Origin of the sequence: Specibacter sp. NPDC078692, assembly GCF_040686835.1 — a bacterium.
Classification (GTDB): Bacteria; Actinomycetota; Actinomycetes; order Actinomycetales; family Micrococcaceae; genus Specibacter.
On the sequence record NZ_JBFBLV010000029.1, the window covers coordinates 1 to 14,473 of the forward strand.

General features: G+C 55.4%; 9 protein-coding genes and 1 pseudogene. 5 read left to right on the top strand and 5 right to left on the bottom strand.

The features are described from left to right. Nucleotides 1-91: 91 nt before the first annotated feature. Both AB0O97_RS16515 and AB0O97_RS16520 read right to left on the bottom strand, forming a co-directional pair. Entirely contained in the window at nt 92-775 is a 684-nt protein-coding gene (locus AB0O97_RS16515) for a hypothetical protein (protein ID WP_363884106.1), read from the bottom strand. Nucleotides 776-854: 79 nt separating this feature from the next. After that, a pseudogene (locus tag AB0O97_RS16520) lies at nt 855-1,022 on the bottom strand (Tn3 family transposase); the annotation flags it as partial. A gap of 183 nt (nt 1,023-1,205) precedes the next feature. On the opposite strand from AB0O97_RS16520, the gene AB0O97_RS16525 reads away from it, so the two are divergent. Then, nucleotides 1,206-1,688 carry a hypothetical protein gene (locus tag AB0O97_RS16525; protein ID WP_363884107.1) on the top strand — a complete coding sequence of 161 codons (483 nt, stop codon included), beginning with the start codon at nt 1,206-1,208 and terminating at the stop codon, nt 1,686-1,688. 1,295 nt (nt 1,689-2,983) lie between these two features. Here AB0O97_RS16525 and AB0O97_RS16530 read toward each other — a convergent pair. Both AB0O97_RS16530 and AB0O97_RS16535 read right to left on the bottom strand, forming a co-directional pair. Continuing rightward, on the bottom strand, nt 2,984-3,766 hold the full coding sequence (locus tag AB0O97_RS16530) for a hypothetical protein (protein WP_363884109.1): 783 nt from the start codon (nt 3,764-3,766) through the stop codon (nt 2,984-2,986). Between the two features lie 518 nt (nt 3,767-4,284). Continuing rightward, nucleotides 4,285-7,107, bottom strand: a complete 2,823-nt coding sequence (locus AB0O97_RS16535) for a hypothetical protein (protein WP_363884111.1) — start codon at nt 7,105-7,107, stop codon at nt 4,285-4,287. 1,167 nt (nt 7,108-8,274) lie between these two features. Here AB0O97_RS16535 and AB0O97_RS16540 point away from each other — a divergent pair. The 4 genes from AB0O97_RS16540 to AB0O97_RS16555 all read left to right on the top strand — a co-directional run bounded on the left by AB0O97_RS16540 (nt 8,275) and on the right by AB0O97_RS16555 (nt 12,318). Beyond that, nucleotides 8,275-9,402, top strand: coding sequence for a tyrosine-type recombinase/integrase (locus AB0O97_RS16540; RefSeq protein ID WP_363884113.1), 1,128 nt, complete (start codon nt 8,275-8,277; stop codon nt 9,400-9,402). Then, nucleotides 9,399-9,746: a helix-turn-helix transcriptional regulator gene (locus AB0O97_RS16545; RefSeq protein ID WP_363884114.1), complete on the top strand. Its 348-nt coding sequence runs from the start codon at nt 9,399-9,401 to the stop codon at nt 9,744-9,746. Before AB0O97_RS16540 ends, AB0O97_RS16545 begins: the two co-directional genes overlap by 4 nt. A gap of 779 nt (nt 9,747-10,525) precedes the next feature. Beyond that, on the top strand, nt 10,526-10,780 hold the full coding sequence (locus AB0O97_RS16550) for a hypothetical protein (protein ID WP_363884115.1): 255 nt from the start codon (nt 10,526-10,528) through the stop codon (nt 10,778-10,780). Between the two features lie 1,004 nt (nt 10,781-11,784). After that, nucleotides 11,785-12,318, top strand: coding sequence for a hypothetical protein (locus AB0O97_RS16555; RefSeq protein WP_363884116.1), 534 nt, complete (start codon nt 11,785-11,787; stop codon nt 12,316-12,318). A 7-nt stretch (nt 12,319-12,325) separates the two neighbouring features. Here the strand turns inward: AB0O97_RS16555 and AB0O97_RS16560 are convergent, their stop codons facing one another. Then, nucleotides 12,326-14,152 (bottom strand): ATP-binding protein, encoded by a 1,827-nt coding sequence (locus AB0O97_RS16560; RefSeq protein WP_363884118.1) that lies wholly within the window; start codon nt 14,150-14,152, stop codon nt 12,326-12,328. Nucleotides 14,153-14,473 lie beyond the last annotated feature (321 nt).

The following is a 14,473-nucleotide window of genomic DNA, read 5'->3' on the forward strand; positions in this document are numbered from 1 at the left end:
GTGGAATTCGAAGAACTCTACTATGATGAAATAAGCGGCTCGTTACCCGATGAAGCTGCCAGAAAACTGGCGGCATAATTTCCGGGACGGTTCAATGCCATCTCCTGCTGACTCCCTTATCCGGGCCGAGGCCCTTTCGTGGTGGATCGTTCCGAGTAACTTTGTGCTCACCTGGTGTGGTGCTGCCAGGGCGCCGCGCACCAGGTGTGAACTTCTGTTGTGCCTGGGCATACCGGACACTCTCAATAGCGTCTTCCGAATATCCCTGAGCCCGCATTTTCGCCACAGTTGCTTCCAACCGTTCCTCCTGGGTCAAGGGCTTCACCGCTGGTGTGGACGCCGGCACGGGACGCTCCGCAACCGCAATGGCACTTGGCCTGGACTCACCAAGCATCTTGGAAGAATCCACTGGCGATGAATCCACCAGCGCGGGAGTCTTCACCGGCAACGGGTTGATGAGGCGGGAGGCATCGTGCACGTTGTCCAGGCGCGACTGCAGCTCAACGGACAAATGGTGTGAAGCTCGGGCAACCCCAACAGCCTCGACGGATCGGCCCAATTCCTTGCTGGCCCTGGACCAAGCCTTGATCACGGCCACGGCCCCGGCACGCAGGGATTTACTAATGGCCACGTGCGTGCACAGGTCAGAGTAGAGGCGCGAGGGCGCGTGCACTGCACGCTGTGGCTGCTCGGAAAGTTGAGCGTGGCGGGCGAACAAATCGGAGGCATTACCCAGGGCCTTGGCGTTCTCGTCGCCTTCCTTGCCAGCTGCCACGGACCAGGCCGCGAACAGCCCCGCACCATCGCGGGCGAGCTGCGCGTACTGGGGTCTTGAAAAAGTAGAATATCCGACGCTAAGGTTTTGTCGAGCGCCGTAGCGGCCTGTATTTGCCGGGTTTGATCTTGTTGGTGCGTGGCCAGGTGTAATCGCCGGTGAGGTTGATGTGTTCCCAGCCCAGGGGTGATAGGAACCTCAACAGCTGAGGGTCCGTGGCATTGCCCTCTTGATTCAAGGTGGTGACGGGGCTCAAAGTTGGTCGTTTTGACCCAATACTCTTGAAGGTGCCCCCAAGGGCAATTGAGGTGATGGCAGCGGACTGCCAGAAATGAACTTCAAAGATTGGCTACGAATCCTCGAAGAAGTGTGGAGCAGTCTAGGGTGGTTGGAAAGGAACAGGGGAAAGCGTATGAGCGCCAGGCGTCGAATGAAACGTAAATTAGCCGGACTGGCTATCCTAACGTCGATCATAGTCGGCTGTGCCCCGACACCAGAGGAGACACTTGCGGCTACTGGTTTCAACAATGTAGGTACAACAGCTGAGTCCACCATATGGGTCGCCGGAAAACCTAATGTTGATGGCGATTACGAGGTTAAGGTCACCGGTAAGCTGCACGACTTTTGTAACGGTTCTGTCCTCGCCGCTGTCGGCGTACAAATCTGTAATATTGGGGAACCCGATCGTGGTTCCCTGTTTATCATTGGTGCACCTAGTGGCGCAACAGGTGGAACTTTGACATTAACAGATGGAACGATCGTTTCACTAGATGCATTCGAACTACCTGGGCATAGAGATCTTAAACTAACCGTAGGCAGCGCTCCGTCAGGCAGCAGGGGTGGTTTCATTGATGTTCAATTCACTACAGCAAGCGGCGATATTTTGAATCGCCAAGGTAAACCCCACCGCTGATACAACGTCGCTAGTAGGAGCCTGCATCTGGCGCGGTTGAAGGCGCGTTTGGCGGTTCTGACGGCGAGACCGGCGACTTCAGGGCTCTGGACATAGGTCACCAGTCGGTAATTCACTGCCGTCGCCGCCATTCTAATGAATCTCGTCCCATGCCGACAGCCTATTCGGCAATCTCGGTGAATGACATCGCATTAGTGAGCGCCGCACAGGCCTCCCAGCCTAGGCCAGAATCCAAGTCAGTCCGTGTCTGTTGCCTCGGAGTTTTCTCAACTCCGGAATTGATTCCTTCACGTCCCGGGTGTCAGGGATACCCGAACTTGGGAGAGGGTGCTCTACAGCTTCTGTGAAGGGGCCTTGATAGGGAAGATAACATGCGGGAACCCCCTACTAAACCTAGTTGGACTTGACAATCAACGGGTCTAATAGGGGGTTCACAGTATGTCAGAGCCCTGGCGGAACCTCTTACATATTCAGCCCGCCTTATCTCCGTTAGCTACTTTGTATTCTCCTGGGAATGGCCCCAAATGACTATGGCTGCAGGAGGCCTCGTGTTCGCGAACCACGTTCCTACTTCAACGCACTAGGCCAATCAGCACAAACTCGGAGCACTGGAGATCGCCTTGGTCCAACTCTTCGCGGTGTTGCTAGTAACAACATTGATCGATCCCAGGCCGACAGAGATTGAAGAAATTTGGGCGTTATCCCATGTATGGGTGTAGCTCATAAAAGCTTGGAGACTACAGTGGTCTTGCGGGCGCGCTAAGTTCATACCCAGACTCCTGTGCATCACCGTGGGTGAGCCAGGCCGGATCGACTTGGCTGAACGAATTCCTCGTTGTGGAGGAGCCTGAAGACATCTTCTACTACTGTTGCATATGCTTGGAACGTTCGTGAGAGTTGGTTGTTGAGCCAGTCGGTGAGGTGGCGGACGAGCAACGCCTTCCACAAATACTGTGGGAATTGTCAGTCTCTACTGATCGTCGCGAGCAGTTGGAGAGGCGCTTGTTCAAGACCGACCGCGTCAATGGCCAGCGTGCCTTGAAAAAGCGTATTTAGCTGCCACTCTGATTGGCAAGACGAGCAGCGGGTCCGCCAAGCACTTCAGGTGTTGAGAATCCGTGCTGTCATTTCAAGCCGAATTGGAGGCGAGTGGGAAGTGGCTGACACACGATGCCGCGGCTACTCCATGAACTAGCGCTGCGCGGATGTCTCATCGGGACTCTCAGTAACCTCGCGGTCACTACTCATCCTCCGTTGGAACCCTCCCTCGTGGTGAGGGCGATTCAGAGAGCCCCTCATGCTCGCCTAGCCGACACATTCTGATCGCGTTGGTCTCCATGATCCCTCATACGGATACGCACGGACAGTACGAACATTGGCAGCACGATGCTAAGAGTTACACCCCACAGCCACGTCCACCCAAGCGCCCCGGGAACAATTGCGACCGCTGCCAACCCGAGCACCAATGACGCTTCGGTCCAGTAGTCATGGCGTTCCAGCGCCGCCAGTCGCCGCGCTTTGAAATCCTCAAAGTCATGCTTCGGTATTCCACTCGCGCGCCGCTCTTTGCGGTTCATCTGCGCTAGCGGATCGTGTTTCGTCTCTTGGAGGGATCGCTTGCGAACCAAGAGCGCGATGATTGAGAAGGTTGTGAAAGCGATGCAGGCAAGGAACACAACGATCAAAGAGTGGTCGGGCTTCGGCGCCAGGGCCGACGGTATTTTGCTGAGCAGCCAACCCGCAAAATCTCCGGATCGCGCGGTAACGCGGACCACGCCAACTGCCAAGATGAGCAATAATACAGCCAGTCCTGAATTTCTCAATGGCGTCACATCGAATGTGAAAAGGAACTTGATCGGGTTGCCTCCGTCATACCCGAGAGCAACAGCTGCCCACATGCACAACGCGGATGCAATCAGGAGGCCGATGAAAGTCACGAGCCACACGGCTTCTGTATTCGACGCTAACCCGAGCATCACAACCAGTAGCAACAGACCCCATTGCGGAGCCCGAATCGTCTGCCACACCCCGCCAAGAATGCGAGTGAACCAAGACCTCAGCGTGGTTGCCGTTTTCATCGAAAAGCCCTTCTTCCCCCCTCAGAGACACAAAACAAAATCATTTTCCGTTAAGAATTGCTGAGTTCCGGGGACGCCTCGCCGCAACTCGGCAATGGGATCCGGTGCACGTTTAAGTGACGGTTAATTCAGGACGGCCATCGAAGAGCCCAACGGCGACCGGGACTCCAACGGTCTGCGGGACTCTGTCCGCGAATCGGGGGTATTGCACGTCGAACACGAGCCCCTTTCCTTGCCCATGACGCCGGCTGTTAGGTGAGGTTACGCATCTGCTTCCCGGAACGTCATGTCGTGCTCGGCCTGGTCGGCGGAGGCTCCGGTAGATGGGCCGAACGCCGCTCGGCGGGACCCTGTCGAGCAAAAATCGCAGGACTGAGACCAGTCCGTAGGTGACAGCCAGCGCGTGGTTCTACCCCCGGGACTTGGGATATCCATATTCGATGTTGGGGGCTCTGCGCTGGAGATGACCGAAGTTGCAAGAATTGCTGCAGTCCAGATTAGGTCTCTAACTTGGCGGACTACCGAGGTGGATGGGAAAATGTTGAGCGGAGTTCGTCGCCAACTGGCCGTCGAGTGAAATAGGGCCAGAGCTTTCTCGCTAATACCGCTTGAGCCTGCCATTGCGAAGGTTCCAAGTTTCCGAACAGCAGCTGGATAATTTCACGTGACTTTTCATTGTCAAAAGCATGTAGGGTTTGATCAGGTTCAAAGGCGTGTGAGCCTTGCAGTAGCCACAAACCCGATTCCGGGTTGACAGCGAACCGTATCTTGTTCAATTCACCTAGGGTTCCTGAGACCAGGGCGTCGACGACGTATCCGTCCTCGAGTTCCGTTAATCCGGACTCGAGTAAATCTCCGAGGGCTACTTCCTCACGACTATCGTTTCGCCAGCCCGAAAGCATAGAAACATAGTCTGGCAGTGGGCCCGGATCAAACGGTGCTGCCAAGCCCAGCAGTCCTTCTGAAATAATCAACCGAGCCACGGCGACACTACTGGGCTTGGAGGCCAAGGCATCCTTTAGCGCATTGCGGATACGGGTCCTGCAATCACCCTCTTCTGCTGCGGTCGACAAACCGATGGCCATGCCTCGAACATCACGGGGGATTGCGCCAGACAGCGTTCTGAGAGCTATATCGACAAACTTCTTCTCCCATTTCGGTTTTGTCACGGCCAAGCCATCATCCAAAATGTCAGCGGCCAGCTCCGGTCCAACAGGACAAAGCCAAGATGGTAAAGCATCAACGTCATCAATTCGAGAAACCAGGTCCGCAATCTGCTCCCGCTGAAAGTCGCTGCCCTCGGAGAATACTCGTCCTGCAACGAACACCCAGGTATTTCTCCAATGAGGGCTGGGAGCGGTGACTAGTAGCCGTTCCCGGATCTGCGCTTCAGAGCCGGCGCCTATGGCTCTCGCTGCCATAAGCTCCTGAAGACTCCTAACCTCGAAAGCAACAGTCTCATCTACATCGGCGACGAGCAAGACAAGTCTGTGAGTCGCGGCCTGGACGATTTGGTCCGATATCTTTTCTGCTTCCCCCGGACTCTCGTAGCCGACCTCTCGCATCCTATCCACGGCCATTTGACGCAATTGGCTGAGCGGCAATTTGGAGGTTGCTTCACCTAATGTCTCCGCCTGGATTTGAAGGTCGAGTCCGACACGCTCGTGTAGCTCCACAATGTCTGTCCGGTGTCGGCTAAATAGGGAGGAAAGTGACGTTTGCTTGGAGGCCTCGCGGTCGTAGACGGCTCCAAAATACCCCCAGAATAGTTGATACCTGTCGGCGGGAAGGGTACCTAGCTTCTCAAGGATGTAGGTCAGGATCAGTACCTGCAGAGGGGTTTTTAGAAGCCGTTTGGCGTTGACGTTGCGGACTGCCTTTCCAAAATTCGCCAACACGGAGTCCTGGCGTTCGTAGTCAGATGACAGTCGCCTCTGGATCGCGCGAGTTCCATATTCCAGGGCTTTGGATAGTTCGAGATAGCCCAAGTCCACTTGGCGGAAATGCTTGGGAGCTACTCGTTCCGTGTAGCCCGTTGGTCGTGTGGTTACGACGACCAACAGGTCGGCATTAAGTTGATCGGCCTTTTCAACAAAAAGTTCGATCTCGTCGAGCACTCGACGGCGAACTTCAGGCATGGTGACCTCGTCCAATCCGTCGAGAACCAGTAGCCATGGCCAGACTCGCAGCCACGTATTCAGTAAAGACGGAGTGAAGTTTTCTGTAGCCCGACGGGTAATCTTCTCACTGATCCATCGTAATAGGGACTTGTCGCCGTCTGGTCCGATTTCGTCGGCGTAGTCGGCCAAGTTGACGCGGAAGGGCCATCGGACATTTTGTGGCCGAGAGATCTGCAGGCGCATTTCTGCTTCAGTAGTCCCACTAATCAATGCTGCGATTGTCGGGGTGACCGAAGTCATTGATATAAAAGCGGTCCTGTAGACTTGCGTGATAAATTTGCTGAGAGTGCTCTTTCCGTTACCGGGGGCGCCAGTCAGGACAATATGGCGTTGTACAGAATCGCCGACATAGGATTTGCGAAGGACCCTTTCGCCTTGTTGGATGATCGTCTTCAGGGCAAACCCTGGCGATAGGTCACCGCTGGAAACAGGCAAATCTATGACGACAGTCTCGATGGATTCCCTGTTGTCTCCGCCGGCTTCAGAAAAATTTACCCATCTTTCGTTCAAGAGTGCAGCCTCAGCGTGCTCGATGAGCATCTCGCGAAGTTGTACTGAGCTGGGCATCTGATCCGAAAGGGCCTCGAACCTCCAAATTATGTCTCCAGCTGTGAGCATCGCGGGGAAAGCTGCTCGAATCTCACCGTAAACTGAAAGGAAAGAATTTAGCTGATCACGGTGCCAGACTTTCCAACCGCGCAGCCCTCGCTCTTTTAGGCTTGATTTATAGCGACCTTCAATATATCTGTTGATGGCATCGATGCCTCCAGTGTGGGCCACGCTAGAAAGACGGACATTTGTCACGAAGATTATAAAGTTTGGAAATTCGCCGCGATTCTTATCTTGGTCTTCCCAATCATTCAGCTCGGATTCAATCTGGTCACGCAACCACTTTGCGTTTCGGCCGGGATCAGCGTCGGGTTGCATTTTCTGTTTTGCTTGAATTACGACATATCCGTTCCATATGTCAGATTCAACCTCGGACGTGTTGGACCAATTGACGGATCCTCGGTATGTGGCCTCACGGCCTCCATCTGGGCCGGCTCCGAAGGCTTCAACTGCAGGTCCCAATATCTGAGTTGCCAAGGCAACTGTCAACTGTTCAAACGCTCTTGGGCTCAGCTGCTCAAGCGGGTAGTCCTCAGCCAATTTCGGCACCATTCTGTCGATTTGCTCCGGCGGCAAGCCATATGGAGCTTGAAGTACCTTGGTACAAGTTTAAGTTTGCAACACATCGGCTCTATGCCGGAACCGATTCTCCGAGATGCGGGGGTTACGGTGTAGGTTTTTGATACCGACGGCCCGCTGATCCTCACCAGAATGGCAGCTTCGTCATTCTACGTTTTGGGATTCAAGCTCGGCGGGTCAAGATCCACTGGTTGCTGACTGGGCAGATTCATAGACCCACTTAGGCGATTGAAGTCAACAACGCCGGTCGCTTTGAGCCTCTGCAGGATATCTTGCGTCTGCCAGCTGTCCCAGCCGGTCGCCTCGCGAATTTCCGACCAATAGGGTCCCCGTCTACTATCATCCCAAGTAGTCTGAACGATTTCGACTATTTGGTTACGAACCTCAGGCGTCAAAGCAATAGGTTCCCCGCTGCGCGCTTTGCGTCGTTCCCATGCTTCTTTTCGCCGCTGATAACGGCGCCGGACATCAGCGTGCCGAGGAATCTCATCGTTTCTCACCATGGCGTCGGCTATCAGTTGGTAAGGCGATCCGTGAAGGTACCTATCGACAAACTCGCAAAGCTCCTCTACCCGAGATTGTGTCGGTTCCTGAGACGGCTGCACCCTGGCTAACCAGGCGCGAGTCTTGACTTGGCGTTCGGATGTACAGCTCTTGGGTCCCCGCGGCGACGACTGAGTTGGTCTCATCTTCGTCTTGGCCTCGTGCTCACTCATCATTCGTTGATTGTACTAAGGTTCGTATTTTCAGACTGACTGGTACTCCCAGTAAACGGCTGCGACAACCCACGGTCGGGGAACTGCGACCAGCCCGGATTGCTAGACGCGCAAGTAATTGGCTATCAAAGTGATTGAGCAACAACAGCTTTTAGGGTACAGAAAGTACATCTCGACCTCGGGCCCGAACCTTTGAAGTATCGAGATGAATCTCAGGCTGGATTCGCCGTAGAGCTCATAGTTGCTGGACTTTGCCACCAGCCTGCTTCTCGGCGGAATTGCATCAGATGCGAATTTCAGACGATTACAGGAGTCGCAATTCCTTTCCAAGACCTCCCGGTAGCCCAAGTGTACGTTGGGCAACTCTTGTCTTGCGGCTCTTTTTCGCGTTTAATGCATGATAAGTGCATCAAACGAAGGAGGAGTGGTGGTCCAGCCAGGTGTCCCACACGGCGCAGCCTCGCTCTACCTTTCAGCAGGCGTGTCCTTCCTTCAAGAAGAGGACGCGGTCTTTAACGCCATGTTGGAGGGCTGGACGATGCAACAGCGTGGTGGACGGAACTTGCGCAAAGATTCCGTGGATTCAGTTGTCGGAATTGTGAAGCGATTTCATGGCTTTACCTCGGAATGGCCATGGCAATGGACAGCCTCAACAATGGACGAATGGATGATGCACCTGGTATCCGTCAGAAAATTGGCGCCGTCTACGATCCGTAGTTATCAACATGCAGTGCGTGGATTTTGTGACTATCTCTGCTCGGAACACTACGGCTGGAGTGTGGAGTGCGAGGAGCGATTCGGTACGCACCCCATTCAGGTCTGTCATGACTGGAATACGACGCGTCATCTTCAAGACTATGAAGGCCTGCCAGGTCGACGCCCCATGACCAAAGAGGAACTGCAACTGCTCTTTGACCATGCAGATGGCGAAGTCGGGCGAAGGCTCGAGGCTGGCAAAAAGGGTGCCCTTCCCGCGTACCGTGACGCCACCTTGTTGAAAGTGGTCTATGCCTGGGGACTGCGGGCTAACGAAGCAGTAAATCTGGACTCGACTGATTTTTACCGCAATCGGCACGCTCCAGAGTTTGGGACATTCGGCATGCTGCAGGTGAGACTTGGAAAAGCCTCACGAGGTGGGCCACCGAAACGGAGGTCTGTGGTGACCCTGCGTGGCTGGGCGGTCGAGGCGCTGCAAGATTACATCGAGAATGTCTGGCCGCTCGTAAAAGGCGACAATTCAAATGCGTTGTGGTTGTCGGAGCGGGGCACTCGGCTACGTGCGCGTGAACTGTCGGAGCGGTTCGCCACCTATCGTGATGAACTCGGGTTGGACAAGGATCTTTCACCCCATGCGCTTCGGCACAGCTACGTGACCCACCTCGCCGAAGAGGGAATAGATCCAACGTTTATCCAGCAACAAGTTGGTCACGCTTACCAATCGACAACGGCGATCTACACAGCAGTCAGCAACGACTTCGCAAACAAAATGATGAGGCAAGCAGTGGACCAGCTTGTCCGTCCCCAACTGCTAGAAGAAAGGCCCGACAAATGAATGTCTTGGGATATGAATGGCGGTTGCGAGAGGTCATGGCCGCAGCCGGCATGTTCAGCACGACAAAGCTGATCCCGCTCCTGAAAGAGCGAGGGATCACCCTCTCCACGAGCCAGGTTTATCGTTTGGCAGCCGAGAAACCCGAGCGGCTCAATATGCACGTTCTGGTCGCGCTCATGGATATTCTCGACTGCACGGCCGATGATCTCGTGCGCCGGGTCGAGTTGGGTGCGTCTGCAACGCACTCCGAAGCAACAGGCACAGACGGAGGTCCGGAGCCGAGCGGCACGTCGGTATTGCGGGAAAAGAACTTGCGCCCAAAACGAGCCCAGATCCAGCCATAAGATGCGCGCTGACCATATCGACGCTATAGCCGCAAGCATTCAAAAAGTGGAACCGACCTTAGCACTCGAGAGAATCATCAGCACCGTCAGCGCCTCAATCAGAACCCAGCCACCGGCGCTTCGGATGCGAACCCTCCTGGAAGACGAGCCCGATCTGTTGACCTCGGGCAGTTCCAAGATGCCCCGAGCCCTCGAACGAATCATCGCCGCGCTCACCCGGCAGGGAGCCACCACCTTGCAACGGCCGCGCTGCAACGACTGCAACCTCGTCCGTCCCCTGCCTAATTCCACCGGTGGAGCACTGATGTGCAGTTCCTGCCACCAAGGAAACCGAGGGGCCACGATCGAATGCTTCGGATGCGGCGAATCGAAGCGAAGATACTCTGGCATCGGAAATCGCGGTTATTGCCAACAGTGCTGGACAGACAAACAGGCCGGCGCACAAACAGAGTTGATCAGCAATCTGATGTCCCGATTCCCCAACGTCCCAGAACGAGGCATTGTGCTTGCCATTGCGAAAAGTGGCGCTCGTTCTGCGGATCGGGATCGAGCGGCCCGACTCCTATTGGAATGCGAGGACTTCGGAGACTCATGGTTTATGGATCCAGCTCCGGCCTCGCGGCTATTTCGAAGTCTCTATGACGAACTTCGCGATGCAGGCGCCCCGCTGGATGAGCCGGTTTGCGGTCACTGCAGACTGCCCGGACCACTCGGTTCCCGGAGAGATGGACTGATCTGCTGCAGAAAATGCTACCGAGCGGGCCATCTCGCGATGTGTGATGGGTGCGGACAAAAAGCTGGCATCGAACGTCGGCAGCCTGATGGGAAAGGGCTCTGCCAACGGTGCACCAACAAACTGGCCGATGAATCCGCAGATTGTTCATTGTGCGGGCACCACCGCCTCATTGCGGCACGAACGCCTGAAGGGCCAGTTTGCAGTATATGTAGAACAAACTTCCGGACCGCCCTTTGCACCGTTTGCGCAAGGGAAGCCCCGTGCCGTTTTGCCGGAAGCGAAATGGCAATATGTCTAACTTGCCGCAGCGCCCAGAAATATGACCGTTGCCAGGTGTGCGGCAACGAACGAAAATGCCGTTTCGAAGGAACGACAAAGGCGATTTGTGAACAGTGTGCGAATAGACGTGAGCCCTGCCTGGCCTGCGGCCAAACACGTCTGATCAGACGCAGAATGGAAGATGGTCAGGCTATATGTTGGTCCTGCGTCGATCCGATCATCGAGACCTGCACGCAATGCCGCAAAGATCGCATCGTCAACGGCAGGGTCAACAACTCTCCCTACTGCCCCACATGTTATCCCCGGCATCCGGCTTCGTTCCGTGATTGCCGACGTTGTGGACACCATGAACATCTCCGCCAGTCGCGGCTGTGCGACCGGTGCGAGGCCGACGATAAGATCAATCTGCTGTTCCCTCAGCCGCTCATTGATTCAGACCCGCGGATAGGGCCGCTACGCACTGCATGCCTGAAATCTGCCCCGGATAGGGTACTGAGCACTTTTCGGTACAAAACGACGGTTGCATTGTTGCAGCGCCTTCTGACCGCACCAGGCCAGCTCGAACATGCTGCCGTCGATGAGGCCGGGTCTGATGCAAAAACGAGAGCAGTTCGTGCGTTTATGGTGGAGTACGGGCTACTCCCCCAACGCGATGAGATTCTCGCCCGGTTTGAGGCATGGATTACTCGGGCCGCAGACACAATTCCCGCGCTGCGAGAACGTCATGCATTCATCCAATTTGCCAGGTGGCGGCACCTGCGGGTCCTACGCCAGCAGGATTCCCAGGTGCGAAAAGTGCAAGCTGACAGCCGGCGGCATGAGCTCAAAGACGTTATCAACTTCCTGGACTGGGTTGGTAGACATGGCGAATCCTTGGCCAGTGCCACGCAAAGCCATGTGGACCATTGGCTCGCCGCAGGCCCAATAACGAGAAGACTGATCCACCCATTTCTTGCATGGGCGAGACGCAACCACTACTGCACGCGTTTGGCTGTTCCAACTATCCCGCGATCCCAACTTAACGTGACGGGTGCCGACGAAACTGATCGATTGCGGTTGCTGACAGTGACGCTTGAAGCGACCTCGCTTGATCCACGAACGCGTCTCGCCGCTGCACTCGTACTGCTTTACGGCATCCGCGCCAACCGCATCGTTCAACTCCAAATCAAGGATTTCTCGACAGAGGGCGGCATTGTGTTCGTAAGTCTCGGCAGTCAACCGCTGGCGCTGCCTGCGTCCGTCGGCGACATCGCTTCTCTTGCACTAGCAACGAGAGGGGCAACGCGCATGTTTGGCTCCGTCGAAGACCACAAGTGGCTGATCCCTGGCACCCGTTCTGGCTATCCACTAGCGCCGGTTTCGCTTGCTTTGCGACTCAGGTCTCTCGGAATAATGCCCAGCCATGCGCGGGCCGGGGCCCTTGCCTCATTATCTGGGCAACTCCCTCCAGTAATTCTCTCCCGGCTGACTGGTCTTGAAATTTCATCCGCCATCAAATGGACCCATGCAGTGTCGGCGAGCAACGCCAGATATGTAGGACTGAAGATTAGCCCTTAATCCAAGTTCATGCTCGGGCCATCGCGCTGAGCTTCTCAAACCAGCTCCTAACTTCTCCACCGGGATCGGACTCATCGAGCAGGGCGGCTGTCATCTTTCCGAACCCGTGATCGGCAAGGCGACCCTTGACCACGTTGTTTTTCATTGGCCGAAAGCCATCGGTGCTCTTGCTAGCGGCTTCAACGAGAGCTGGAACGTTGCACCGATGGGTAAACTCCACCTGAAGACCTACCGCCTGGTGAATAGCGTCCGGATGAAGGTAATTCTCCATCATCAGCCTCTTCGTAATTAATGCGATCGAACCATCGTTGCGGGCGTTCACTTCATCGGCGGCCTCCCTGTACGTTTGAACGTCGCCGTCGTACAAGTGGAATTCCTTTCTACCGAGTCCCATCAGGTACCTATTGCTAACCCATTGCTTGAGTGTTCCACCGCCCTGCGGAACAAAAGCAAACCTATGGTCCGTCATGAGGTTTGGGTACTTGTCAGGGTCGCTCGCGTGGAGCGCCTGGGACAAGCGTTGGAGTGAGGTCACATCGTGAGGACCCTCAACGCAGATGAGTACGACCACGCGGTTGTCGGGCTGCACCCCTAGTTCGTCGGCCAAGTCTGTCCATGTATCCTCTGTGCCTTCAGAGATAACAGGAGCTCCCGTGGCTGCATCTTTCCGCACGTAACGCAGGCTCTTCGCGGGCAAATGCGAAACGAAGCCGGGGCTATGGGACGTGAGGATCAATTGCGTCCCCGGAGCGTCCGCCATCGCAGTGAACGAGTCGAGGAGTATGCGTTGATTGTGCGGGTGCTGGGAAGTCTCGGGTTCCTCAAGGGCGTAGATGACCGAGGCTTTGTCGTTTTCTTCAAGCTTGCGTTTGGCTTCGGCTTTGAAGAAGCTCACGAGGATCAGTCGCCGGACGCCCGAGCCTCGTTTATTGATAGCAACGCCGTTGGAGCCCTGTAAAGCCACTGAGAACAGGCTGTTCCAGCGTGGATCACTCTTGAAGTCGGGAATCAGCCCTTCGGCTACTGCGGGATCGAGCTCAGCCAGCGCTTCATGGGTGCGCGTAGCAAGCTCAGTCGCCCGCGTCCTGACGGCTTCAACAACTTCAGTGAGAAGTCCCTGCACCGTTTCTTCGGCCAGAGCTGCGGCGATAGCCAACTTCATGGGCTCCTGAACTTCGTCATCAGCGTCGGTGCTCTTCCGGTCGGACTGGAACAAGGCGAAGTGGGGAAGATAAGCTGCAAGTTTCTGCCAGATCCTCCCTCCGTCCTCCTTGACCAAGGGGATGGCGGTCTCTGCGAATACCATCTCTTGCATCCCCCAGAGCGCAGAACGCAGTTCGGGGTTCGTTGATTTGTTGACAGCGGCAAGGGTCGCTGCATCCAAGCGCTCCTTGGCCAATTTCTTCAGCGCGGGATTACCCAGCGCGATCAGGTCGTTCAGGCCTTCGTTCGTTGGGTGCTGGCAGACTGCATGGATCTCTTCCTTCGGCTTAGCACCCGTGCACACCCACCTTCTCCGAATGTGCAGGTGACCATCGGCATCCAGCAGATGCTCGGCGCCGAGACTCGTGTGGGCTTGGGCATCGAGAATGAGTTTCGAGGGTAGATCCGAGAATTTGCAGCTGATCTCAAAGTAATTGTCGCTTGTTGAGACGTTCTTGTCGGTGTTGTCCGCTTTCACTACGCCGCCACCAAAGAAGATGTCTAGTGCTTCGAGAATCGTGGATTTACCCGCATCGTTGCGTCCAACCACAGTGGTGAGGTCCCCGAACATGATCCATTGCTCTTGCTCATAGCCGCGAAAGTTCTTCAAAGATACGGCAACCAGTTTCATAATTTCCTCATGCTTAAAAGGGCCAGAGTGAATCAGTCAATCATCGTTTCCCTTGATAAACATGGATGCAGGAAACCCGCGTGGCGTCGACTGAAATGACAATAACAAGATTCGGGCATGCTGCGTACGGCAACCTGGCAAGCCTCGTCCTGAGCAATCCCACAAATGCCGGGCACCAAGGCACACCAAAGGCATTGGGAAGCTGCAAAAGAGATCGACTGTTCTGATGTGGTGGGGTGGAAGAGCTGACTGCTTATCTATGACCGCATTCTTTGCCGAATAGCTTGTGCGGCGGTGGCGTTCAATAATTCTGGGAAATAC

What these genes read in the sequence shown, in the direction of transcription:
- AB0O97_RS16525 (WP_363884107.1), top strand. Translation starts at nt 1,206, where the DNA reads ATGAAACGTAAATTAGCCGGACTGGCTATCCTAACGTCGATCATAGTC.
- AB0O97_RS16530 (WP_363884109.1), bottom strand. Translation starts at nt 3,766, where the DNA reads ATGAAAACGGCAACCACGCTGAGGTCTTGGTTCACTCGCATTCTTGGC.
- AB0O97_RS16535 (WP_363884111.1), bottom strand. Translation starts at nt 7,107, where the DNA reads ATGGTGCCGAAATTGGCTGAGGACTACCCGCTTGAGCAGCTGAGCCCA.
- AB0O97_RS16545 (WP_363884114.1), top strand. Translation starts at nt 9,399, where the DNA reads ATGAATGTCTTGGGATATGAATGGCGGTTGCGAGAGGTCATGGCCGCA.
- AB0O97_RS16550 (WP_363884115.1), top strand. Translation starts at nt 10,526, where the DNA reads ATGGGTGCGGACAAAAAGCTGGCATCGAACGTCGGCAGCCTGATGGGA.
- AB0O97_RS16560 (WP_363884118.1), bottom strand. Translation starts at nt 14,152, where the DNA reads ATGAAACTGGTTGCCGTATCTTTGAAGAACTTTCGCGGCTATGAGCAA.